General features: G+C 56.5%; 25 protein-coding genes. 14 read left to right on the forward strand and 11 right to left on the reverse strand.

What is annotated here, in order from left to right; genetic code table 11:
• Positions 1 to 31 precede the first annotated feature (31 nt).
• Entirely contained in the window at positions 32 to 1,204 is a 1,173-nt protein-coding gene (locus tag Q1K31_RS07925; RefSeq protein ID WP_300378526.1) for an acyl-CoA dehydrogenase family protein, read from the forward strand.
• Positions 1,205 to 1,215: 11 nt separating this feature from the next.
• Here Q1K31_RS07925 and Q1K31_RS07930 read toward each other — a convergent pair whose 3' ends face one another.
• Together Q1K31_RS07930 and Q1K31_RS07935 are read right to left on the reverse strand one after the other, a co-directional pair.
• Entirely contained in the window at positions 1,216 to 1,770 is a 555-nt protein-coding gene (locus Q1K31_RS07930; protein ID WP_300378528.1) for a hypothetical protein, read from the reverse strand.
• Positions 1,771 to 1,915: 145 nt separating this feature from the next.
• Complete coding sequence (locus Q1K31_RS07935) at positions 1,916 to 2,338, reverse strand: PaaI family thioesterase (RefSeq protein ID WP_300378530.1); 423 nt, start codon at positions 2,336 to 2,338, stop codon at positions 1,916 to 1,918.
• Positions 2,339 to 2,465: 127 nt separating this feature from the next.
• Here Q1K31_RS07935 and Q1K31_RS07940 point away from each other — a divergent pair, with 127 nt between their 5' ends.
• Genes Q1K31_RS07940 through Q1K31_RS07950 form a run of 3 tightly spaced genes read left to right on the forward strand, consistent with a single transcriptional unit; the run spans position 2,466 to position 5,169 of the window.
• The gene (locus Q1K31_RS07940; protein ID WP_300378532.1) at positions 2,466 to 3,626 is read left to right on the forward strand and encodes an acyl-CoA dehydrogenase family protein; all 1,161 of its coding nucleotides are present in this window, start codon (positions 2,466 to 2,468) and stop codon (positions 3,624 to 3,626) included.
• A gap of 29 nt (positions 3,627 to 3,655) precedes the next feature.
• A complete protein-coding gene (locus Q1K31_RS07945) occupies positions 3,656 to 4,891 on the forward strand; it encodes a serine hydrolase (protein WP_300378534.1) in 1,236 nt (411 codons plus the stop codon).
• The gene (locus Q1K31_RS07950; RefSeq protein ID WP_300378536.1) at positions 4,888 to 5,169 is read left to right on the forward strand and encodes a DUF3253 domain-containing protein; all 282 of its coding nucleotides are present in this window, start codon (positions 4,888 to 4,890) and stop codon (positions 5,167 to 5,169) included. Before Q1K31_RS07945 ends, Q1K31_RS07950 begins: the two co-directional genes overlap by 4 nt.
• On the opposite strand, the gene Q1K31_RS07955 is transcribed toward Q1K31_RS07950, so the two are convergent.
• On the reverse strand, positions 5,166 to 5,957 hold the full coding sequence (locus Q1K31_RS07955) for an enoyl-CoA hydratase/isomerase (RefSeq protein WP_300378538.1): 792 nt from the start codon (positions 5,955 to 5,957) through the stop codon (positions 5,166 to 5,168). The two genes, Q1K31_RS07950 and Q1K31_RS07955, sit on opposite strands and share 4 nt — an antisense overlap.
• Positions 5,958 to 6,096: 139 nt before the next feature.
• Here Q1K31_RS07955 and Q1K31_RS07960 point away from each other — a divergent pair, with 139 nt between their 5' ends.
• The gene (locus tag Q1K31_RS07960) at positions 6,097 to 7,533 is read left to right on the forward strand and encodes a coniferyl aldehyde dehydrogenase (protein ID WP_300378540.1); all 1,437 of its coding nucleotides are present in this window, start codon (positions 6,097 to 6,099) and stop codon (positions 7,531 to 7,533) included.
• A gap of 49 nt (positions 7,534 to 7,582) precedes the next feature.
• On the opposite strand, the gene Q1K31_RS07965 is transcribed toward Q1K31_RS07960, so the two are convergent.
• Together Q1K31_RS07965 and Q1K31_RS07970 are read right to left on the reverse strand one after the other, a co-directional pair.
• Complete coding sequence (locus tag Q1K31_RS07965) at positions 7,583 to 9,067, reverse strand: DEAD/DEAH box helicase (protein ID WP_300378542.1); 1,485 nt, start codon at positions 9,065 to 9,067, stop codon at positions 7,583 to 7,585.
• Positions 9,068 to 9,231: 164 nt separating this feature from the next.
• Complete coding sequence (locus Q1K31_RS07970; protein WP_300378544.1) at positions 9,232 to 9,837, reverse strand: superoxide dismutase; 606 nt, start codon at positions 9,835 to 9,837, stop codon at positions 9,232 to 9,234.
• 59 nt (positions 9,838 to 9,896) lie between these two features.
• On the opposite strand from Q1K31_RS07970, the gene Q1K31_RS07975 reads away from it, so the two are divergent.
• The 3 genes from Q1K31_RS07975 to Q1K31_RS07985 all read left to right on the forward strand — a co-directional run bounded on the left by Q1K31_RS07975 (position 9,897) and on the right by Q1K31_RS07985 (position 11,387).
• The gene (locus tag Q1K31_RS07975) at positions 9,897 to 10,547 is read left to right on the forward strand and encodes a squalene/phytoene synthase family protein (RefSeq protein ID WP_300378546.1); all 651 of its coding nucleotides are present in this window, start codon (positions 9,897 to 9,899) and stop codon (positions 10,545 to 10,547) included.
• A 94-nt stretch (positions 10,548 to 10,641) separates the two neighbouring features.
• Positions 10,642 to 10,971, forward strand: coding sequence for a helix-turn-helix transcriptional regulator (locus tag Q1K31_RS07980; protein WP_300378548.1), 330 nt, complete (start codon positions 10,642 to 10,644; stop codon positions 10,969 to 10,971).
• The gene (locus Q1K31_RS07985; protein WP_300378550.1) at positions 10,968 to 11,387 is read left to right on the forward strand and encodes an SRPBCC domain-containing protein; all 420 of its coding nucleotides are present in this window, start codon (positions 10,968 to 10,970) and stop codon (positions 11,385 to 11,387) included. The genes Q1K31_RS07980 and Q1K31_RS07985 overlap by 4 nt, the downstream gene beginning before the upstream one ends.
• Here the strand turns inward: Q1K31_RS07985 and Q1K31_RS07990 are convergent.
• From Q1K31_RS07990 to Q1K31_RS08000, 3 genes are all read right to left on the reverse strand, one after another.
• A complete protein-coding gene (locus tag Q1K31_RS07990) occupies positions 11,380 to 13,038 on the reverse strand; it encodes a DHA2 family efflux MFS transporter permease subunit (RefSeq protein WP_300378552.1) in 1,659 nt (552 codons plus the stop codon). The genes Q1K31_RS07985 and Q1K31_RS07990 overlap by 8 nt on opposite strands.
• Complete coding sequence (locus Q1K31_RS07995; RefSeq protein ID WP_300378554.1) at positions 13,035 to 14,213, reverse strand: HlyD family secretion protein; 1,179 nt, start codon at positions 14,211 to 14,213, stop codon at positions 13,035 to 13,037. Before Q1K31_RS07995 ends, Q1K31_RS07990 begins: the two co-directional genes overlap by 4 nt.
• Before the next feature lie 177 nt (positions 14,214 to 14,390).
• A complete protein-coding gene (locus tag Q1K31_RS08000) occupies positions 14,391 to 15,068 on the reverse strand; it encodes a nitroreductase (RefSeq protein WP_300378555.1) in 678 nt (225 codons plus the stop codon).
• Between the two features lie 157 nt (positions 15,069 to 15,225).
• On the opposite strand from Q1K31_RS08000, the gene Q1K31_RS08005 reads away from it, so the two are divergent.
• Complete coding sequence (locus tag Q1K31_RS08005) at positions 15,226 to 15,627, forward strand: DUF983 domain-containing protein (protein ID WP_300378557.1); 402 nt, start codon at positions 15,226 to 15,228, stop codon at positions 15,625 to 15,627.
• Positions 15,628 to 15,657: 30 nt separating this feature from the next.
• Here Q1K31_RS08005 and Q1K31_RS08010 read toward each other — a convergent pair whose 3' ends face one another.
• From Q1K31_RS08010 to erpA, 3 genes are all read right to left on the reverse strand, one after another.
• A complete protein-coding gene (locus Q1K31_RS08010; RefSeq protein ID WP_300378559.1) occupies positions 15,658 to 16,029 on the reverse strand; it encodes a hypothetical protein in 372 nt (123 codons plus the stop codon).
• A gap of 67 nt (positions 16,030 to 16,096) precedes the next feature.
• Positions 16,097 to 16,768 (reverse strand): nitroreductase, encoded by a 672-nt coding sequence (locus Q1K31_RS08015; RefSeq protein ID WP_300378561.1) that lies wholly within the window; start codon positions 16,766 to 16,768, stop codon positions 16,097 to 16,099.
• Between the two features lie 560 nt (positions 16,769 to 17,328).
• Complete coding sequence (gene erpA, locus Q1K31_RS08020) at positions 17,329 to 17,655, reverse strand: iron-sulfur cluster insertion protein ErpA (RefSeq protein WP_300378563.1); 327 nt, start codon at positions 17,653 to 17,655, stop codon at positions 17,329 to 17,331.
• Between erpA and Q1K31_RS08025 the strand changes: the two genes are divergently transcribed.
• From Q1K31_RS08025 to scpB, 5 genes are all read left to right on the forward strand, one after another.
• Positions 17,654 to 18,856 (forward strand): deoxyguanosinetriphosphate triphosphohydrolase, encoded by a 1,203-nt coding sequence (locus Q1K31_RS08025; protein ID WP_300378565.1) that lies wholly within the window; start codon positions 17,654 to 17,656, stop codon positions 18,854 to 18,856. The two genes, erpA and Q1K31_RS08025, sit on opposite strands and share 2 nt — an antisense overlap.
• Positions 18,857 to 18,952: 96 nt before the next feature.
• Positions 18,953 to 19,834: an SPOR domain-containing protein gene (locus tag Q1K31_RS08030; RefSeq protein WP_300378567.1), complete on the forward strand. Its 882-nt coding sequence runs from the start codon at positions 18,953 to 18,955 to the stop codon at positions 19,832 to 19,834.
• The gene (nagZ, locus tag Q1K31_RS08035) at positions 19,831 to 20,874 is read left to right on the forward strand and encodes a beta-N-acetylhexosaminidase (protein WP_300378569.1); all 1,044 of its coding nucleotides are present in this window, start codon (positions 19,831 to 19,833) and stop codon (positions 20,872 to 20,874) included. Before Q1K31_RS08030 ends, nagZ begins: the two co-directional genes overlap by 4 nt.
• Positions 20,871 to 21,689, forward strand: coding sequence for a ScpA family protein (locus Q1K31_RS08040; protein WP_300378571.1), 819 nt, complete (start codon positions 20,871 to 20,873; stop codon positions 21,687 to 21,689). The genes nagZ and Q1K31_RS08040 overlap by 4 nt, the downstream gene beginning before the upstream one ends.
• Entirely contained in the window at positions 21,686 to 22,480 is a 795-nt protein-coding gene (gene scpB / locus Q1K31_RS08045) for an SMC-Scp complex subunit ScpB (RefSeq protein WP_300378573.1), read from the forward strand. The genes Q1K31_RS08040 and scpB overlap by 4 nt, the downstream gene beginning before the upstream one ends.
• Positions 22,481 to 22,511: the final 31 nt, after the last annotated feature.

The raw sequence follows: 22,511 nt of genomic DNA on the forward strand, positions 1-22,511 counted from the left end.
GGTGACGCTTGCGACAGAAGGATTTATAGCTATGCACTCAATCGGTCAGATGACGGAAGACCAGATCGCCATCAGGAACGCTGTCGAGCGGACCTGCTCGCAGTTTGATGCGGAGTACTGGGCGAAGACCGATGAGACGGGCGACTGGCCGGAAGCTTTCTGCGACGCGATGGCCAAGGGCGGCTGGCTCGGCGTGGCCTTTCCTGAAGAATATGGCGGTGCAGGCCTCGGCCTGACGGAAGCCGCTCAGGTCATGCAGACCGTGACACGCTCTGGCGCCGGTTATTCGGGCGCGTCCGCTATCCACCTGAACATATTCGGGCCGAAACCGCTGGAGAAATTTGGCAATGCCGAACAGAAACAGGAAAACCTCCCGAAGATCATCTCCGGTGAAGAGAAGATGTGCTTTGCCGTGACGGAGCCGAATTCCGGACTGGACACATCCAGCCTGGAGACCAAGGCTGAGCGCACCAACTCCGGCTATACCATTAATGGCCGTAAAATCTGGACGACGGGCGCACAACGTGCCGACAAGATCCTGATTATCGCGCGAACCACCCCCAAGGAAGAATGCTCGAAGCCTTACCTCGGTCTGTCGCTCTTCTATACAGACCTTGACCGCGGGAAGATCGATGCCCAGCCAATCCCGAAAATGGGGCGCAAGGCTGTCGAATGTAATATGCTCTATATCGATGGGCTGGAAGTGCCGAAGGAGCATCTGATCGGGGAAGAGGGCGCCGGCTTCAAGTATCTCTTGCAAGGGCTAAACCCGGAACGTGTCTTGTTTGCCGTGGAGTCTATCGGGCTTGGGTTTGCTGCGCTCGAACGTGCCACCGAGTATGCCAAGGAGCGTGTCGTCTTCGGCCGCCAGATCGGTCAGAATCAGGGCATTCAGCACCCGCTCGCGAAGAGCTGGGCAGAACTGAAAGCTGCAGAACTGCTCGCTTACAAGGCTGCTGCTCTTTACGATGCAAATGAAGACTGCGGAGCCGAAGCCAATGCCGCCAAGTACCTCGGTACTGAAGCGGGCTTCAAGGCGTGCGAGACGGCCGTTCTGACCCACGGAGGCATGGGGTATGCCAAGGAGTACCATGTCGAGCGTTACATGCGCGAGGCAATGTTGGCACGTATCGCCCCGGTCAGCCGCGAAATGATTCTCAACTATATCTCTGAACGTGTCCTCGGACTGCCCAAGAGCTACTAGTTCTCTCAGCCTTATGGCGTGCCGGACCCTTTTTCCTGGCAGGAGTTGATCTGCTGGGTCAGCTGCTGACTGCCAGAAACGATCAGGTTCGGTTTGCCTTCGGCAAGTACAGCGATCTTGTCTGCATCCTTCATGGCGTTGAAAACCGGTGCTTCAGCATAAAGCTCAAACTGCGCGGAAGGTATTTTTTGCGTGTCTTCGATCTTCCAATAGCCCTTGTCACTTTCTTCGCCAGCGGCGATCGCGGCCCGTAGTGGGTTAGGTGACTCGATATCAATTAGGCGGGTCAGTCTAATCATGCCGTATTCGCCGCATTCAACCATGAATACAGCTTCGCTGTTGGGCGGTCCGAAACCGGTCCAGTTGGGTTGTGTCACCCAGGTGCCATCAGACACAGGTTCAGCAAGGGCCGCTTCAGTATCAAGTTGCGTCTCATTGCCTTCAGACGAGCGGGCGTCTTCATTCGTGCCGATATCCGGGGCTGCCTCATCTGATGTATCTGCACCGGCATCAGCAACATCTTCGCGGGCGGCTTCAGAACCGTCTTCGGACCTGGGCATTGGCATAGGGTCGGGTTCACCTGACCCACATGCGGTCAGGAGGGTGGTAGCGGATACAATCCAGATAGCATGATGTTTCATGCGATCTTCAACGCTACCTCAGCCCCAATCGTTCCCCGTGTTTACCTATGCAGCAACCGCATGGAATATTTTATGCTTTCGGGCGGCTCTTGATGGTGCCGGAAAAGTTCATGCACGGTGTACCATCACTGGTGATGAGGCCGCGGACAAATGTAAGAGAGCGCCCGGCCCTCAGGACCTCGCCGCGCGCCTCTACCCACGAACCTTCCAGCGCGCCGGAGAGAAATTCGGAATTGAAGGCGACTGTTACGCCTGGGCCGTTGAGGTGTCCTTGAGCGATTGTGAAAAGTGAGACGTCCGCAAACGACATCAGGCAGCCCCCGTGAACAACGCCATCTGCGTTCATGTGCTTACGCTGGGCGCGGAAAGCAGAGACAGGCCCATATTCATCGACACGATAGTAGAAAGGCCCGGCGGATTCATACTCATAAGGTTCGTGGACATCAGTAAACCAGCCCGCGAACTCACCGCTCTCGATCTCTGTTCTTGGCACGCGCATCCTCCTTCGATTGATGGCCCCCTCTATCGTGCCTGCGACGATGACGCCAACCCTTCATGCTTGCGCTAATGCCTGATTGCCATCACACCGTATGGTGACGAGATGATGATAGGAGGCTCTCATGGCTTTTGATGCCGAAATCAGGCAGGCGCTGATCGAACAGGTGCGCCGCTTTGTTACAGAGAAGTGCATTCCGATTGAGGCCCAGGTGGGGGAAACCGACGAAGTGCCTCAGGCTATCGTTGACGAGATGAAAAATCTCGGTCTGTTCGGCCTTGCCGTGCCTGAAGAATATGGGGGCCTCGGCCTCGACATGGAAACTGAATGCCTCGTTGCGCTTGAGCTCGGGCGAACATCTCCAGCCTTCCGCTCGGTCGCAGGGACGAATATCGGGATCGGCAGCCAGGCGCTTGTTCTTTTCGGCACGGATGAGCAGAAGGAAAAGTGGCTTCCCGGCATTGCATCCGGGGACCTGATCGCGAGTTTCGCATTGACTGAGCCTGAAGCTGGCTCCGATGCCGGTGGTCTCAAGACCAAGGCAGTCAGAGACGGCGATGAATATGTGCTGAGTGGCTCCAAGCGCTACATTACAAATGCCAACAAGGCGAACCTGTTCACCGTCATGGCGCGCACCAATCCCGACGAGCCGGGTGCGAAAGGCGTTTCTGCCTTCATCGTCGAGCGTGATGCACCAGGCGTCAGTGTCGGTGCCCCGGAGAGCAAGATGGGCCAGCAGGGCGCGCATGCCTGCGACGTCAATTTTGACGAGGTTCGTATCCCGGCTTCGAATATGATTGGCAAGGAAGGTGAGGGCTTCAAGGTCGCGATGAGCGTGCTCGACAAGGGCCGGCTCCATATCTCGGCTGTTGCGACTGGCGCTTCGGAACGGCTCATCAAGGAAATGGTCAACTACGCCATGGAGCGTGAGCAGTTCGGCAAGCCGATTGCCCAGCACCAGCTTATCCAGGGCATGATGGCTGATAGTCAGGCTGAAGCCTATGCTGCACGTTGCATGATTCTGGATGCAGCACGTCGCCGCGACGAAGGCGAAAACGTCACCATCCTCGCCTCAAGCACGAAACTCTTTGCTACGGAGGCATGCGGCCGGGTTGCTGATCGGGCGGTGCAGGTGTTCGGTGGTGCAGGCTATATCACCGATTACGGCATCGAGCGTTTCTATCGTGACGTACGTCTTTTCCGTCTGTACGAAGGCACATCGCAAATTCAGCAAATCGTTATTGCGCGTGAATTGATGAAAGCTGCGAAAGCTGATCAACTGTAGCTTATCAACATGGCAGAGGGGCTGGAGCGATGAGCTTGCAGGATGATATTTCGGCGTCCGACGTGGGCCTGAATGAAGAAAAGCTGGAGCAGATATCCGGTTTCTTTGGCACGTCCTATCTCGATAGTGGCAAATTGCCTTGTATGGCGACACTTGTTTCCCGAAATGGGCAGGTGGTTCACGAAGCCTATCGCGGCAAAACCCAGCTGGAGGGCGGTCAGCCCATCAATGCTGATACCATTTTCCGCATTTATTCCATGACGAAGCCGATCACATCTGTGGCGGCTATGATGCTCTTCGAGGAAGGTAGACTGCGCCTAGATCATGAGGTTTCGCGTTACATCCCCGAGTTTGCCGAGACCGAAGTCTGGGTAAGTGGCACCCCTGAAGATTACGAGACACGTAAGCCGAACCGCCCCATGGAAGTGCGTGATCTATTCACCCATACCTCCGGGCTGACCTATGGCTTCCTTTTTCAGAACGAGGTCGATACGCTTTACCGGCAGGAAAAGATTGCCCGCCCAGATGAGACGCTTGAGGAAATGTGCGCGCGCCTCGCGAAGCTGCCGCTTGTTTTCTCGCCAGGAACACGCTGGAACTATGGTCACTCCACAGATGTGCTGGGCCGCATTGTCGAGGTCGCCTCCGGCCAGTCGCTCGACACGTTCTTCCGTGAGCGTATTTTCGAGCCTCTGGGCATGGAGGATACTGATTTCTATGTGCCTGCAGACAAGCTCAACCGTCTCATGGCCTGTTATGCGAAGGATCCGGAAAGCGGAAAAATATCGCTCAGCGATGGAGCCGGAGACGAGTCGAAACTCTACCGTGCCCAGCCGCCCCTCCTGAATGCAGGTGGCGGGCTGGTCTCGACACTCAAGGATTATCACCGGTTCTGCCTGATGCTGCTGCATGGCGGGCGTCTGGACGGTGCACGCCTCCTGTCGCCCAAGACGGTCGAGTTCATGCGCATGAACCATCTTCCTGAGAACAGGACCATTCGCCAGATGGGTGACAAGACCTTCACCGAGGCCCGTATGGACGGGAATGGCTTCGGGCTCGGTGGTTCGGTTGTCACCGATGTGGCGGAGACAATGCAACCCGGCTCACCCGGCACTTTCAGCTGGGGCGGGCTCGCCAACACCTTCTTCTGGATCGATTATGCCGAGGAGCTGATCGCCATACAGGCAACGCAGATGATCCCGTCCGGCTGCTACCCGATCCGCCCGCAATTCCAGCAGCTCGTTTATGCGGCGATAGACTGGTGAGTGATACGGAAGCCAAAAACCGCCGCAAAAAAGCTTCGCTCGACGAGCTGATCCTTGAACTCACTGCAGAGCGCGGCGCAGGCAGGACGATTTGCCCCTCAGAAGTTGCACGTGCCAAGCGAGAGGAGGATTGGCAGCTACTGATGGGAGAGATCAGGGTGCGGGCTGTCAAGCTCGCCATGGCGGGACAGGTGACGATCTATAGAAAGGGCAAACCGGTAGACCCCGAAAGTTTCAAAGGTGTCTACCGGATTGGGTCCTCCGAAGGACTGGCTTAGGCCTTCTTGAAGTCCGCCGGGCGTTTCTCAAGGAACGCCTTCACGCCTTCGGCAAAGTCTGGTGAGCGGCCTGCAGTGCGCTGGGCGAAGCGCTCGGCCTGGAGCTGACTGTCGAAGTCATTGTCTTCAGCTTCCCACACAAGATTGCGGATCAGGGCGAGAGCCGTGGTCGGGCCTTCTGCAAGTTGACGGGCATAATTAGTCGCCTCATCCATCAGCTTGTCATCGGCTACAACGCGGTTGACCAGGCCCCATTGCTCCGCCTGCGCGGCCGGTATCTTCTCGCCGAACAGCGTCATCTCCATGGCACGTGCCCGTCCGATCGCGCGGGTCAGCAGATAGGTCGAGCCACCATCCGGCACCAGGCCGATACGGCGGAAGGCTTGCAGGAAGTATGCGCTTTCAGCCGCAACGATGAAATCACCTGCAAGCGCAATGGAACAGCCAACCCCGGCAGCCGCACCGTTCACTGCCGTGATAACGGGGTGAGGATGTGTGCGGATCGCCTTGATGAACGGGTTGTAGGCCCGGTCCAGTTCTCGGCCTGCATCCGGCTTGCGCTCGGATTTGCCCGAGCCACCCATATTGCCTGAAAGATTTGCGCCAGAGCAGAAGCCACGGCCCTTACCAGTAATGATTGTACAGCGTGCTTCATCGCCTGCCTTTTCGAGGGCAAGGCTCATTTCATCGATTGTATCGGTGCCGGCAGCGTTCATCGTTTTCGGGTCGTTGAACGCGATAATGGCGATATCGTCTTCGACGGTATAGGTGATCTTTTCAAAGCTCATTTGGCGTTTCCTCGTCACGGTTTGAACATCAAGGTAACGCCTTCCTCGAGACAGAAAACCGTGACGTGGCGGCAATGTTTGGTTTGTAAGAATTCTCCGGTAGAGTGCTTTCAACAATACAATTTCTGGGAGGTTCAAGATGGCACTGGATGGTACAAGCCCTGGCGACATGAATGCGGTTCTCAACAAGCAGAAAGCGGCGCATCTGCGCGATGGCATTCCGTCTGTCGAGAAGAGGGGGGAGTGGCTCGACAAGTCGATTGATCTTCTCGTGACTCACAGGACGGCCCTCAGTGAAGCGATGAGTGCGGATTTTGGCCACCGCTCGATCGACCAGTCTGATTTTACCGATATTGCCGGGTCCATTGGCGCGTTGAAATACGCGAAGAAGAATTTGAAGAAATGGATGAAGCCGGAAAAGCGTTCGACGGATTTCCCGCTCAACCTGTTCGGAGCAAAGGCACATATCCAGTACCAGCCGAAAGGCGTAGTCGGGGTTATCAGCCCGTGGAACTTCCCGGTAAATCTGACTTTCACACCCCTCGCCGGGATTTTCGCGGCAGGCAATCGCGCAATGATCAAACCATCGGAGTTTACAGAACAGACGTCCGAGCTGATGAAGAAACTGCTCGGGGAGTATTATTCAGAAGAGGAAGTCGCCGTCGTTACCGGTGGGCCAGATGCCGGGGCGGCATTCTCGCAACTGGCTTTCGATCATATGATATTCACGGGTGCGACCTCGATTGCGCGTCATGTGATGCGGGCAGCAGCCGACAATCTCGTGCCGCTGACCCTCGAGCTCGGTGGCAAGTCTCCGGTCGTGCTGGGTGAATCCGCTGATCTCGACAAGGCTGCCAAGCGTATCATGGCGGGCAAGACGCTGAATGCGGGCCAGATCTGCCTTGCACCGGATTACGCCTTTGTGCCCAAGGCAAAGACGAAGGATTTCGTCGATGCTGCGACGAGTGCGGTCGAGACCATGTTCCCGACTGGGCTGAAGGATAATGGGGATTACACCTCGGTCGTGAATCAACGCCATTATGATCGCCTTCAGGGGTATCTGGAAGACGCAAGATCAAAGGGCGCGGATATTATCGAGATCAATCCGGCGGGCGAGCAGTTCGACCAGCAGCCCCATCACAAGATGGCTCCGCACATTATCGTCGACCCGACCGACGATATGGCGGTTATGCAGGACGAGATTTTCGGGCCTATCCTTCCGATCAAATCCTACACGGATACGAAGGATGCTGTAGCCTATGTTAACGCCCACCCGCGTCCTCTCGGCCTTTATTACTTTGGCGAAGATGCAAAGGAACGTGATTACGTGCTGGAAAACACCACATCGGGCGGTGTCACCGTGAACGATGTCCTTTTTCACGTCGCGCAGGAAGATCTTCCGTTTGGCGGTGTCGGCCCGTCGGGCATGGGCTCATATCACGGCGTTGACGGTTTCAAGGAGTTCAGTCACGCCAAGTCGGTCTATACTCAGGTCGGTGCTGATCTTCTTGCCATGGTCCGCCCCCCGTACGGCGAGAAATATCGCAAACAGGTTCAGGGGCGTATCAAGAAATAGGCAGGCCTTTATGGATTGCGCCCCCTGCTCGTGCGGGGGCGTCTATCCATCACCGCTTGAGAAAATCTGGTACATTGTCCCCAAAGCCCCGCACGACATCGGATGCCGGTTCCAGTTCGTCCTTGTTTCGCCTGCGGTCTTTGTCAGAAGACTTGCGATTATTGGCTCTGGCGGGGGTGGATTTTCCCTCAGTCTTGGCGGACGGTTTCTTTCCGGACCCGTTTTCAGGGGCCTTGTCTTCACGTGCGCCATCGTCCTCTTTGGCTCGGCTCGTCGTTTTTCCACGCTTGCGACCACCACGTGACCGGCTATTGCCCTGATCATCCGGCTTTCCGCGGCGCCCCCGGCGGCCGCCCCCGGTATCCGCCGGAAGGTTTTCAAGTTCTTCTGCAAGACCTTCGGGCATGTACTCCTCGACGTCGGTCTTGATCATCTTCATGACACCGGCCCAGGACTTCTCATCAAACGGGCCTACGATTGTGACACTCTCACCCTTCCGGCCGGCGCGACCCGTGCGGCCAATGCGGTGAACATAGTCTTCGTCCTTGGGAGGCGGGGCATAGTTGAAAACGTGACTGACGTCCGGCACATCGAGCCCGCGGGCAGCAACATCGGAAGCTACCAGAAGTTTCAGGTCCCCGTCGCGAAAACGTTCAAGCGTCTGCGTGCGATAGGCTTGCGGCAGATCGCCATGGATGGCGGCGGCGTCGAAGCCATGCTTGTTCAGTGACTTGGTAACGATATCGACTTCGCGTTTGCGGTTGCAGAACACGATGCCGTTCTTCACCTCGCGCGTCTCGATGACGCGGCGCAGCGCTGTACGTTTGGCCTTGTCATCGTCGCGCGGAATTTTGACCACGAACTGCTTGATTGTCTCGGCCGTCTGCGCCTGGCGTGCGACCTCGATCTTCTTTGGCTCTTTCTGGAAGCGTTGTGCGAGCTTGTTGATCTCCGGCGGCATCGTGGCCGAAAAGAGAAGCGTCTGGCGGCGCGGGGGAAGAAGCGCGCAAATCTTCTCAATATCGGGAATGAAGCCCATATCGAGCATTCTATCAGCTTCATCAATGACGAGGATTTCCACGCCGGTAAGGAGGATCTTGCCACGCTCGAACTGGTCGATAAGGCGTCCGGGCGTTGCGATCAGAACATCTACGCCGCGCATGAGAGCCTGTTCCTGCTCCTTGAACGAGACCCCGCCGATCAGGAGCGCCATGCTGAGTTTCAGGTGTTTGCCGTACTTCTCGAAATTTTCCGCCACTTGCGCAGCCAGCTCGCGGGTCGGAGCAAGGATCAGGGTGCGCGGCATCCGGGCGCGGGCGCGTCCCTGCTCAAGGCGGTGAATCATCGGTAGGACGAAAGCTGCTGTCTTGCCCGTACCCGTCTGTGCGATACCGGTTACGTCGCCACCCAGGAGAACGTGGGGGATGGCTTCAGCCTGAATCGGCGTCGGCGTTGTGTATCCGGACTCTTCAATGGCCTGGAGGATTTTGGGGCCAAGCCCCAGTGCGGCGAAGGTGGTCTTGATCTCAGTCAAATCGGTCCGTTCCGGAAATGGTTTGTCGCGCTGTAGATTGCAAAAAATGTTCCAGCGCAATTCTATGGGCTGCGAATCGTCATTCGCGCCTCTGGTGCAGCGCACATAATACAGAAAAGCCCGCCATGCTAGGCGGGCTCTTCATCAAGATGATTCAAGGGTCGTTATGATGCATCAGCCAGGTTCTGGTTGACGAAGTCCCAATTGATCAGATTTTCGATAAATGCCTGCATGTAATTCGGGCGCGAATTCTGATAATCGAGATAGTAGGCATGCTCCCAGACATCCATGGTCAGGAGAGGGGTAGCACCGTCTTCAGTTACTGGCGTTTCCGCGTTGGGCGTCTTCCGTATGCCGAGCTTGCCGTCCTTCAGAACCAGCCATGCCCAGCCGGAACCAAACTGCCCGCCGCCAGCAGCCTTGAATTCTTCGGCAAACTTTTCGTAGGAGCCAAAATCTTCGTTGATCTTGTCGGCGATTGCGCCTGTCGGCTTGCCGCCACCGCCGGGTTTCATGGAATGCCAGTAGAAAGTGTGGTTCCAGACTTGCGCCGCATTATTGAAAAGGCCGGCCTTGGAGCTGTCGCCTGAGGCATCATTGATGATCTTCTCAAGCGATGCGTCGGCGTGATCCGTGCCTTCGACGAGCTTGTTGAGATTGTTCACATACGTCTGGTGGTGCTTGCCATAGTGAAAGTTCAGCGTCTCTTCCGAGATATGCGGTGCCAGTGCATCGCGGGAATAGGGAAGGGCTGGAAGTTCGAAAGCCATTTGGTCGCTCCTTGCTTTTCGTGTTGGTATCTTAGCGCGTCGCTGATCATATGGGTTCCATGACGGACTCTGCTACCCTTACATCCCCTGAAATTTGGGCAAATATTGATGAAAGACTGCGTTCCGGTGACGAGGATCGCTGGCTTTCCTCACGTTATGCCGCAAAGCCTGAACGTCACGCCCTGATCGCGCTCTATGCCCTGGCTTATGAGCTCGCCAAGGTTCGTTTGGTCGTTTCAGAGCCCGCGCTGGGGGCAATTCGTTTCCAGTGGTGGCGCGATGCGCTGGAAGAACTGGAAATGGGTAAGACGCCACGCGCGCATGAGGTTGTCGGAGCTGTTGCGGACATGCTGGCGGAAGGCCGCTATTCGGTCGATACACTTCAAGACCTTGTAGACCGCTTCGAGGATGCCTTCGGGGATGAGGACCGTGGCCAGCAGCCAGAAACACTACTGGCCCAGACAGCCGCGAGCGTTTTGGACAGTGCTCATGACTGGCAGGCGAACATCGCCGACCTTGCTCCCCGGGTTGCGGCCCTGCGCCGGGGCGAGACTGCTGGCGATATAGCCAGCATGCCCAAGATGCCGTCCACTCTACGCCCGGCACTCGCGCATTTCAGGTTGCGCCGTCTTTATGTCCGCAGAGGACGCCCCGGTAATCTCGCCAAGCGCCTGTGTGTCATGCGGGCAATAATGAGTGGGCGTGTCTAGCCGGATCGAACGTAAGGGGATGCGTCGACTGCCGAGGAGGAGCTTGACATGAAACCAATAAGTTTCCTATTAAATGGAAACCAAGAGGTTTCATATGAGTTTAAGCATTCAACCGTCTTTTCATGCTCTCGCTGATCCCACGCGACGCGGCATTATCGCCATCCTTGCAGGCGGCGAAGCCCGTCTCGGGGAGATTGCGGGAAATTTCGATATGTCACGCCCGGCCATCGCCAAGCATCTTCGTGTGTTGAAAGAAGGGGGGCTGATCGAGGTCGAAACCCGCGGGCGCGAGCGTATTCACCGGTTAAGGCCCGGCGGCCTGAAACCTGTCACCGACTGGATCGCGCACTACAGCCGTTTCTGGGATGAGAAACTCGATCAACTCAAGCAGGCCGTGGAGGCCGATGAAGGAGAAGCTCCATGAGTGATACAGCTATTGTGAAAACCATAATACTGAAGGCGCCTATCGAGAAGGTCTGGACCTTCCTGACAGTACCCGAAAAGCTTGCAAACTGGTTTCATGAAACGGATCGCGCACTGGGCACGGCAGGCACGGAGTTTGTCTGGTACAAGTTCGACCCCACTGCCGAAGACCGTACGCAGATGTGGGGCAGGGTGCTTGAATCCGATCCACCGAAACGGCTGGTCCATACATTTACTCATCACGGTATTGATGAGCTCGAGACGACGGTGACCTGGGAGCTCACACCGATTACGGGAGGAACACATCTGAAGCTTACGCATGAAGGCCTTGAGCACCGCAAGGATCAAGTGGGAGCATTGGGCGATCATGACAAAGGCTGGGAAGGCTTTCTCTCCCATTTGCGCTTCATCATTTAGAGAGACGCTGAGAAGCCTGTGCATTCAGTCTCGGCTTTGGCATCAAGAGAAGGATTGCCAGTACAAAGGCAAACCAGATGGCGATAACGAGAAAACAGTCCCGAAACGCGAAAACACTCGCTTCGACAGAGACGTGCCGGCCGAACTCGCTGAATGCCGACTGGAAGGCCGGCAAAGGAGCCAGACCAGCCGTTTCATACTGTTGGGCATACAGGGCGTGATTGTAGGCTATTTCAGGATTGGCTTCATTCATGGCAGTGGACAGGTGCTCACCGTGAAAAAGCAGACGCCGTTGAAGCAGTATGGCCAGAAGGTTGACACCGAATGCTCCGCCAGTCTGCATCATGAACGAGGCGCCACCCGTTGCTGAAGCCAGTAGATGTGGCGGTACGGCACGCACAGCTGTCGTGTTAGCAGGTGGCATGCAGAAACTGATCCCGATCCGGCTGAGGATGATCCAGGAAACAAGTATCCAATAAGGGGTGAGCGCCGATATGTGAGCCATTAGATAGGCTGAAAGGCCGAAACTCACGATTCCGAAGGCGAGTAGCCACCGCGTATCAACAAGATCGGTGAGACGGCCTGCTATCGGAAAGCCTAGGACCATGGCGAGTCCTGCAGGGATCATCATTATCCCGGCGGCGGTCGGCGAATAGTGCTGTACGAGCTGCACGAACAACGGAATAAGATAGGTTGAGCCGTATATGGCGACACCAGTGGCCGCGATAATCAGGCTGGCCGACCAGAACTGCCTGTAAGTGAAAATTTCAGGGTTAAGAGCCGGAAAGGCGTGCTTTCTTTCCCAGACAAAGAAGAAGACCAGCGCGATCCCTCCAATGGTGAACCGTATCAGCGTCAGGTCGGAGTCCCAGCCATCACGGTTGCCACCCGCAAAGCCCGATAGCAGAGCCACCAGAGCGACTGTCAGCAGCCCGAGGCCCTGCCAGTCGAGTGGACGTTTTTCCGCTTTCTGTTCGGGATCTGCGTCAGGCATCAGAAGTGGAGCTGCGCACAGTGCGGCGAGGGCTAGCGGTACGGTTGCTACGAAGACCAGCCGCCAGCTGGCAAGATCCACCGCAATTCCCCCCAGAGCTGGTCCAAAAGCAGGTGCCAAGACGACCCCCACAGAGAATATACCGATAGCTGTGCCACGTTTATGGTCAGGAAATGTCTGGAAGATCAGGAACATGGACATTGGCTGCAATAGGCCGGCAGCAATGCCCTGCATGGCCCGGGATATGATCAGCAGGCCAAGCGTTCCACTTACGGCTCCGAGAAGTGAGCCTGAGATGAACATCAGTATCCCGAAGATGTAGGTATTTCGCGGGCCATAGGCCGACATCGCCCAAGCATTTGCAAGCATGGCGATGGTTGATGAAGCAAGAAAAGCGGTCGACATCCATTGGGCCTGATCCTGGCCAAGCCCGAAAGCGCCTATAATGGCAGGAAGGGCGACGTTGATCGTGGTTGCCGCCAGCATGGTCGCCATCGCGCCGGTCAGCATCGCAAATAGCAGTAGCCAGCGATAGATTCCGCCAAACTGCGCAAACTTGTCCCGGATCGCGCTATTAGCGAGTGGCGGGATATCGGTCGGCAGCGGAAGTGGCGCCCTGAAGGCCCTTGGTCGGGGCTGGCGGGCGCGGGATATCACCGTCCTGCTCCGCTTCCCCGCGAGGTTTCGGTTTGCTTGCGAATTCGTACACGAACCATGGTGCCGGGGCGCAGTTGAGTGTCTACACCTTCAAGATCAATCCGAACGGCAATACGCTGGGTTATCTTGGTGAAAACTCCATTGGCGTTCGGGTTCGGCATTAGTGCGGCTTCGGCCAAAGTTGCGTCATTGATTTTGACGACCCGGCCCTTGAGGTCGAGATCAGGGTGGCTATCGACATGCACTTCGACCGGTGCGCCAGGATGCATGTGCCGAATATTGGTTTCCTTGATATTGGCCGAGATCCAGACCTCATCGGGATTGTGCAAGAGCGCCATACGGAAACCGCGTAGCGAATGCTCCCCGGCATCATAGAAGATTTCGTCCACGACCCCATCAATCGGACTGCGGATTGTGTGTTGATCGACGACGACTTCCTGAGCGTCGACACGCGCTTCTGCTTTTTGGAGAGTTGCTCGCAAGACGGCCAGTTCATGGTCGATAAGCCGGACTTCCTGGCCTTCGATATTCGCAGTGTTCTGTTCTGCAAGCGCCATTCTGCGTTGCGCCTGAGTACGGCGTAATGCCTGTTCGGCATTTGCCAGTTCATTTTGTGCTCTGTCGAGTGCGGCCCGGGAGACCTGGCCCTTATCAAACAGGCCTTTTACCCGATCATAGTCGCTTTCAGCGGTTTCCAGGTCCGACTGGGCTGCTTCGACGGATGCTGCTGCGGACTGGGTGCCAGCCGCGCGCGCGGCGACTTCGCTGCCAGCCTTGGAGGATGCAAGTGAGGCGCGCGTCTCTTCACGGGCAATCTGGGCTCTCAGGCGGTCGGCTTCTGCTCTGTATTCATCAAGTGTGTAGGTGGCTTCCCGGTCTTCAATGGTGAAAAGTACGTCCCCTGCAGAAACCCTGTCGCCCTCGCCAACTGCAACGCTGGTGATCCGGCCGGATATGTCGGTGGAAACAGCGACCATGTCGGATGCGATGCGCGCATCGGCAGTCGAGACATAGGCTGCGCGATCCATGAGGAAGCGGACCGAGACGACAATCAACACAAAGGCGATAATGATTATGCCTGCTAGCCTGAAGCGCTTGCCTTTAAGGAAGCCGGCAGGCCTGTCTTCTGGCGGCCTTTCAGCGTCCATTGCTTCAGATGAAGTGTGTCCGTCCATAGCAGTGGCATGCCGGTCATGCCGACTATGCCTGTTCCTCCCTGAAGTGCTCTTTCAAGCGGCACTCTTTGAACCTTCATGATAGCGAACTAGAGCGATTGTTCGAGACATGACGCAGAGGCAAGGGCGTCTTGCGCTTTCGGGGTCCCGGCTGAAGGCTGTGTTGGGAGGTGTGAGCTAGTCTTCAAAACCCACGAACGTTGCGGCCTCTTCGACGGATTTACGTTTCGAGACGACTGCATTCGCCGGGAAACTGTCATCGGGCCAGCCCATTGCCACGCAAGTCTGGATAACCTGATCATCCGGAATCTTGGCATGTTCCCGCACGACCGGGCTTTGCATGATGCCTTGCGAGTTGATTACACAGCCGAGACCACGCGACCAGGCCGTATTCACGAGGCAGTTGACGACACCGCCGCAGTCAAATGGAGCAACATCGCTGCCCTGGATCGACTTGTCATACGTAATCACGATCGAGACAGGTGCGTCGAACTGGCGAAAGCCGCGCAATACCCAATCCTGACGGCCTTCCTTGTCTTCCCGCGCAATACCCATGGCACCGAATAGCTGCTTGGCGACTTCGATCTGACGGGCTCTATGATCACCGTCATATCCAGGACCAGTCCGGAATTCGCGGCTGTCAGGGACACCAGCGAGGTTGCGTTCGACATTTCCTGCACGAATTTTATCGAGGGTGTCACCGCTCACGATATAGAAATTCCACGGCTGGGTATTGAACGATGTCGGCGCGCGCATGGCGATCTCAAGAATTTCGCGGATCAGCGCCTTCGGGACCGGTTTGTCCTGATAGCCGCGAATGCTGCGGCGGCCGAGCACAACCTCTTCATATTCCATGTTTTTTCCTCCGGTCTCTATCTATCACGTTTATCTAGGCACCTGCCGTTACGGCATCCAAGTCTGTTATCTCCTCTCCTGCGTGACTGCGCCGCACTACCGATGAGCGATGGCAAGGCGCAGATAAGGACAACAAAGGGTAGATGGTGTGAAGAAGATGCACGAACATCCAGTCAGGGCAGGCCTCAAACTTCGCTGTGTGAGTTGCGGGGAGGGCAAACTCTTTCGAGCGTACCTCAAGTTCCATGATGAATGCCCTGCATGCGGACAGGACTTCAGTGTGGCTGATACGGCAGACGGGCCGGCATTCTTCGTCGGGTCACTTGCCATGATTTTGTTCGCGCCATTCTATTTCATTCTGCCCATGCTGGATATCGCGCTGCCATTGAAGCTCTTGGCGTGGCTTGTCCTCTTAAGTGCCATGGGTGGCTTCTGCCTTGCGCTTCTGCCGAGGTTCAAGGCTGTATTGTTCAATCTGCAGGTCCGCAATCGTGCGGAAGAGGCAAAATGGTCCAGCACCGGCACACACGGTAAACCGCCAAGAGGCTGGCGGCACTGACGATACATCCGTGTCAGTGGAGTTGCTTTTTCAGCTTCGCTTGGGCCCCGCCATATCCCTGAAGGCTTCGAATGTACCGCGGGCGATCTGCGTTATAGTAGGTTTACGTCCCCGCGCATGCCGCACGAGATGGACGCAGTTGGAGCCTGTCAGATGATAGTCATGTCCCAGGCGACGTCGCGCACGCTCCAGTGCAAGGTACTCGCTGCCCGGTTCCCATCCGTGCCATTTGACAGACCGGCCATTTGAAAAGTCTTCAATGGTCTGTGAAATCACTCCGTCATAGCGGCGGGAATTGGAGATAACCCGCCCGCCATAGGTTACTATCCCATAATGGCGGAGTACGCCGCCAAAGCGAACCGAAACCACATCTCCTGGACGGAAATCATCTTTATCGTTCATCGATAAACAATATGCTGAGTTTATTCGCGGGTCAAGCAGACAGTGACGAGGCGAGTTACAGGCCGGTCTAAAACCCGTTCAGCTCAGCGAATTCGTATACGGGCGCACGTTCTGATCGCAGCTGGTTCACCGGATGGTCTGTGTCTGGATACCCCACAGCCATACCGCAGTAGACCATCTCGGTTTCTCCTAGTTTGAAATGTTCTTTCAGACTCGGCCGGAGAATGCCCCAGCATTCCTGCATACATGTGCCCCAACCACGTTCTTCAGCTAACAGGGCCAGGGTCTGCATGAACATGCCGGTATGGGCCCACTGGCCATGGCCCATGCGCTCGTCGATCACAAAGAAAACCGCGAGTGGCGCGTCGAAGAAGCGGAAATTCCGCGAGAACCACTGGATGCGCTTCGCCTTGTCCTCACGTGGGATGCCGAGCTTTTCATACATCATCTCGCCGACGCGGAAGCGGTAAGACCGATGCGGCTCCCAGAGGTCAGCCGGATAGATCGGTCGGTCAGTGGCTTCGCCCTTCGGGTCCTCGGCGAGCTTGGCCTGGGCCAGCTCGATGACGGCCTGTTGCGCGGCACCTGTCACGGCGATGACGCGCCACGGTTGGACGTTACCGCCGGATGGCGCGCGCTGGGCAGTTTCCAGCCAGTCGCGAACTTCAGCTTCACTGATTTGTCTATCGAGAAACGCGCGCGTCGATATGCGCTGTTTGACGGCCTGGCTCACATCCATAATTTGGTCCTCCTTGGACGGGAGGGTTTAGGACGCCGACGCTGGGGAAGGAAAGATCTAAAGCGGCCGCCGCGTGATCCTGAGCAGCGATACGAATAAAGGCGGTAACCAGAGTGCGGCGAGACAGAGATACAGCCATTTGCTGGCTGACTCGATTGGTATCAGGCCTGTGCCGGTCAGGAGGGCGGCTAGTCCGTATGACTCTACCCACCGATGCCGCCGCGCCTTGGTATTGGGGGTAGAGTATATCGCAACGCAAGAAATTGCGAGACAGACCATCAGTGTGCTCAGGCTCGCCCACAACGGGGCACCTAAATCAAGAGACTTTTGCCAGGTGACCGCTCCAAAGAAGACAAGTGAGAGCACACCTAGGGCGGCTTGGCGACGCGACCATTTCGTGTCCTCGGTCGCGTATCGTGCCTGTAGTTCGCCGCTCATTGTCTCGCTGTTCATAACAGCGCCATTCGGCCCAAACTCGGGCGTAATACCATTCATCTCATCCATAGGTTGATTTTAGCGGCAGAGCTATTGTTCGCAAGCTAATTCTGATTGAGCGCGTACTAAAGCGAGAAACTCGTTCCGCAGCCGCATGAAGCTGTGGCGTTCGGATTTTTGACTGTGAAGGCCGCGCCGATCAGCTCTGTCGAAAAGTCGATCTCGGAGCCACGCATGAATTCGACGCTCATCTCGTCGACGAGTACACGCGCGCCGTCCTTCTCAATGATGATGTCATCATCATTGGCCTTGTCGTCGAGGTCGAACTTGTATGAAAAGCCCGAGCAGCCGCCGCCTTCGACGGAGACGCGAAGGAAGTCCTTGCCGGACTGTTTGGCCAGAATCGCATTAATGCGCTTGGCTGCCGAGGAAGAAAGGGTCACGTCGGTCATGGACAACAAGATAGGAAAACCTGCGCTTCCAGAAAAGAGGGCGGTGTATGCAACGCCGTGGGAAAATTCACGCGGACGTTTCCATGACGAGCCTGAGTCGGCCACGAGAACGCCATTCCAGCGTGACCGGGATCGCATTATACATTCCTCCGGCTTTCGCCGCCTGAAGCAGAAAACACAGGTGTTTGTCGCCCATGAAGGAGATCATTACAGGACGCGGCTGACCCACTCGCTGGAAGTTGCCCAGATCGCTCGCTCGGTCGCGCGCAGGCTCGGCGTAGACGAAGATCTCGCCGAAGCCATGGCACTCGCGCATGATCTGGGACATCCGCCGTTCGGCCATGCAGGCGAAGACCAGCTTGATGCCAGTATGGAAGGTTATGAAGGCTTTGATCACAATGCCCAGACCCTGCGTGTCGTTACACGGCTGGAGCAGCGCTATCCTTCCTTCAACGGGCTGAATCTGACCTGGGAGATGCTGGAGGGGCTGGTCAAACATAATGGCCCCCTGGTCACGAGGGATACGCCCATATCTTCACTGCCGGCGGCTTTCCGGGACTTTCCATATCTCGAGCAGCTGGAGCTGGACCAGTTTGCAGGCCCGGAAGCACAGATTGCCGCGCTCGCAGATGATATTGCCTACAATAATCATGATATTGATGATGGTATCGCTGCCGGTCTCTTCACGATTGATGATATGCTGCATCTTCCTTTGGTAGGGGATGTCTTCCGAAGTGTGCGGATCGAGCATCCTGTGCTTGATACACAGCGTACGGTCTATGAAGCCGTACGCCGGTTGATCGGTCTCTGGATTGATGACCTGACTGCAGAGACAGAATCACGCGTTGCGCGTCATAATCCGCAATCTGCTGCCGAAGTCCGCGCTCTTCCAGAGCCACTGGTTGCCTTTTCTGAAGAGTTCGACGTGCAGCAGCGGGCGCTCAGGGCCTTTCTGTTCGAGCGTATGTACAAGCACTACAAGGTCAACCGGATGCGTAGCCAGGCCAAGCGTGTTCTAAAGGAGCTGTTCGACCTGTTCCTTGAAGAGCCCGATATTCTGCCACCGCCTTTGCGTCAGGATGCCGAGCAGGCCCCTCAAGACCGGCGTGCCCGTCTCGTCTGTGACTATATTGCCGGAATGACCGATAATTATGCCATCGACCTGCATCGCAAGGTGTTCAACCTGGAGAGCATGATATGATTTCGGCGCGGATGCGACGACACCGTGATTCAATCATCGTTAAGGAAGCGGCCCGTATTCTTAACCAAAGACCATTCCATTCGGGACAGGTGAAAAATGACCTATCGCAACCGTGACAAAGATCACAGCCCTTATGAAGAGGAATATCGCGGATTCGATATCCGAGATGATGACTCATCACGCGGGCCTCTGATCCTGACGCTCGCGATAGGTGTCCTGATCGTATTTGCGGCGGTCGTCTGGAATACGTATCGGCAAGGCGTGCGGCCACAAGATGGTGCGCTTCCCATGGTTGTCGCAGAAACTCAGCCTTACAAGCGCGTACCTGATGATCGCGGTGGCGTTGAAATCGAGGATCTGGACCGGCGTCTTTATGACGTCATGGATGGCAGCAAAAGAAAGCCGGAGCCAACGAAAGTGGCCAGTCCCGCCGATCAGTCATTGCAAGGCGGCCCGCCAATGGATCTTCGTCCTTCCTCATCCGAGGATACAGCAGATCAAACACCTGTGCCTGAAAGCTTTGAGGAAGGGACAGGTATGGAAGTTACTGCGGATGTCTCAAGCGTTCAGCAAGCCGGTGACGAGCCTGTTGAATCCGAAGCCAGCGACCTCGCGGACGACCCTGCATCAACGCCGCAGGAATCTGCCCCGGATATGAGCGGGCAAGCGGAGGCAACCGAAAATGTGGCCAAAGCTTCACCCGGCTTCGGTTTTGTAAGCGGTGGCGAGTTTTTCGTCCAGATTTCGGCGCTTCGTAGTGAAGAGGCTGCGGGTCAGGCCTGGGAAAAAGTCCGTGCTGCAAATCCGTCTCTTTTCAGCGGGGCAAGCAAGTCTGTTGAGCGCGCCGATCTCGGGGCCAAGGGGGTCTTCTATCGGCTCCGTGCCGGCGCTTTTGGTAAGCGTGACGATGCTTCGCAGTTCTGCGACGCTTACAAGGCCAAAGGTGGCGACTGCATCGTAGTACGCGGGGCGGCATGACGCACAAGGCCTGCATCCTGAGTGTTTCAGGACCGGCGCTTACATCTGAAGAAGCGGCGTTGTTTGCTGCTGAGAAGCCCTGGGGTGTTATCCTGATGGGCCGCTCCTGCCAGACGCGAACGCAGGTTAGCCAGCTTGTTGAAGATATCTGGAATGCTGTCGGGCGTGAAATTCTGATCTTTATCGATCAGGAAGGCGGTCGTGTGGCCCGCCTGAAGGCTCCAGAGTGGCCGGTCTTCCCTGCCGGAAACGTTTATGGTGAGCTGTATGCTAGGGATTCCGAGAAAGCGCTTGAGGCGATCTGGCTCGGCTATCGGCTGATAGCGCACGAACTCGCCGGGATGGGAATTCATGCCGACTGTGCCCCTGTCTGCGATCTGCCACAGCCCAGGGCCCATGATGTGATTGGAGACCGCGCGTTCGGTACAGACCCGGAGTCGGTGGGGGCTCTGGCAAACGTCGCGCTCAAGGGGCTTGAAGACGGCGGTGTTGCTGGCGTTATCAAGCATATTCCCGGCCATGGGCGCTCTACGGCAGACAGTCACCTCGAGTTACCCAGCGTTCGCGCAAGCGAATTGGAACTGGCTTCTGATTTTACCGCATTCAGAGCTGTTTCAGCTGCTCCGATGGCTATGACGGCACATATTTCGTATGAAGCTTATGATTCCGGAGTGGCCGCGACCGTCTCAAAAAGAATAATTCAGGAGGTCATCCGGGAGCGAATCGGGTTTGATGGACTTCTGATGACGGACGATCTTGGAATGGAAGCCCTTGGTGGCTCGCTTGATGACCGCGCTCATGCATCTATTGAGGCGGGCTGCGATATGCTGCTGCATTGCTCTGGCTTCCTGAAAGATCCTGAGGCGATCCTCGCTGAAATGCGTAAAGTCGCGGAAGCTGCCCCTGAGCTGGAAAACAAGGCGCTGGCCCGTGCCGATGCAGCAGAAGCCGCTTCACAACGTGCAACGCCTTTCGATGCCGAGGCCGGCTGGGCTGAATTCAAAGCCATGATCCCATCGGCAGATTTGGGGTCTGCATGAGTGTCGAGCTTGTTTCTCCGGAACTTATAGAACGGGAGGATGTCGACACGGCAGATATGTTCTCTGTCGATGTTGATGGTTATGAAGGTCCGCTTCACCTGTTGCTCGATCTTGCGCGGAAACAGAAGGTGGACCTTCTGAAGGTCTCGATGGTGGATCTGGCAAACCAGTATCTCGTCTTTATCGATGATGCGCGCAAAAAGCGTATAGACCTTGCCGCAGACTATTTGCTCATGGCTGCGTGGCTGGCCTTCATGAAGTCACGACTCCTGCTTCCGAAGCCGGAAAAAGTGGCGAATGATGAGGCATCAGGCGAGGATATGGCTGTTCGCCTGGCCTTTCGCCTGAAACGTCTTGAAGCAATGCGTGAAGCTGGTGATCAGCTAATGGAGCTGGCGCAGCTCGGACAGGATGTGTTCGTTCGCGGGACGCCGGAAAAGCCGCGCGTTATCAAGCAGACGGAGTATGATACATCGCTCTGGCATTTGATGCAGGCTTTTGGCTCAATCCGCCAGCGTCGAGAGGAAGAAGCACCGCACAGGATTGCTCATCAATACGTATTACCGCTTGAGAGCGCGCGCGACTCGCTGAAATCCTTGAGTTCCATGATTGATGACTGGGCGAGCCTCGACCAGCTACGGGCACGCATGCGTGACATTGCCGGCGATATTCCGCCACGTTCCGTCACGGCCAGCGTGTTCTCGGCCGCGCTCGAGCTTGCCCGTGATGGCGATATCGAGCTCCGGCAGGACCAGCATTTTTCGCCGCTCTATCTGCGCGGCCATCAGGAAGAGAGGGAAGGGCTACCCGCATGAATGCCATACCCCGTATCGACGAGACGATTATTGAAGACGAGCCCGATGAAATCCGGGATGCTGTTCGCCAGCTCTCCTTTGCCTATCGCCGGTCTGCCGAGGCATTATCAAGAACTTCCGAGCGCGAGATTGATGAGAGCGCTGAAGCCTTGCGCCGGGCAGAAGCGATCCTGTTTGCAGCAGGCGAGCCGCTCTCTGCCGAACAGATTGCTGAGGTGTTGCCGCAGGGGGCAGACGCAGCCTCTGTGTTGATGTCACTGAAGACGGCTTATGCCCATCGCGGCGTGAACCTTGTCGAAGTAGCCGGTAAATGGCGTTTCCAGACAGCTGAAGACCTTTCCTATCTGTTCGTAGAAGAGCGCCATGAGCAGAAGAAGCTTTCGCAGGCCGCGCTCGAAACGATGGCCATCATTGCTTACGGCCAGCCTGTCACACGGGCCGAAATCGAAGCTGTGCGTGGCGTTGCGGTCTCGAAGGGCACGATCGACCAGCTCATGGAGGCGGGCTGGGTGCGTATAAAGGGACGGCGCAAGACACCAGGGCGCCCCGTTACGTACGGCACGACAGATGATTTTCTTGAGCATTTCGGGCTTGAGAGCCTGGAACTCCTGCCAGGGCGGGCTGAACTCGAGGCGGGAGGGCTGCTTTCAGATGTCGTTCCGGATGATTTCGATCCAGGAGAGATAGATGTGCCGCTTGGTGAGGGCGAAGCCGTTGAGCGGCGCGAAGAGGATGCCGATGACGCAGCCTTCGTGACAGATTTCATGGACAGCGCAGCCGAGGAAGACTAGGGCAAAGCTAGGCGCCTATTGAGCCGGGCCT

The sequence above is a fragment of the Henriciella sp. genome (assembly GCF_029936995.1).
Classification (GTDB): Bacteria; Pseudomonadota; Alphaproteobacteria; order Caulobacterales; family Hyphomonadaceae; genus Henriciella.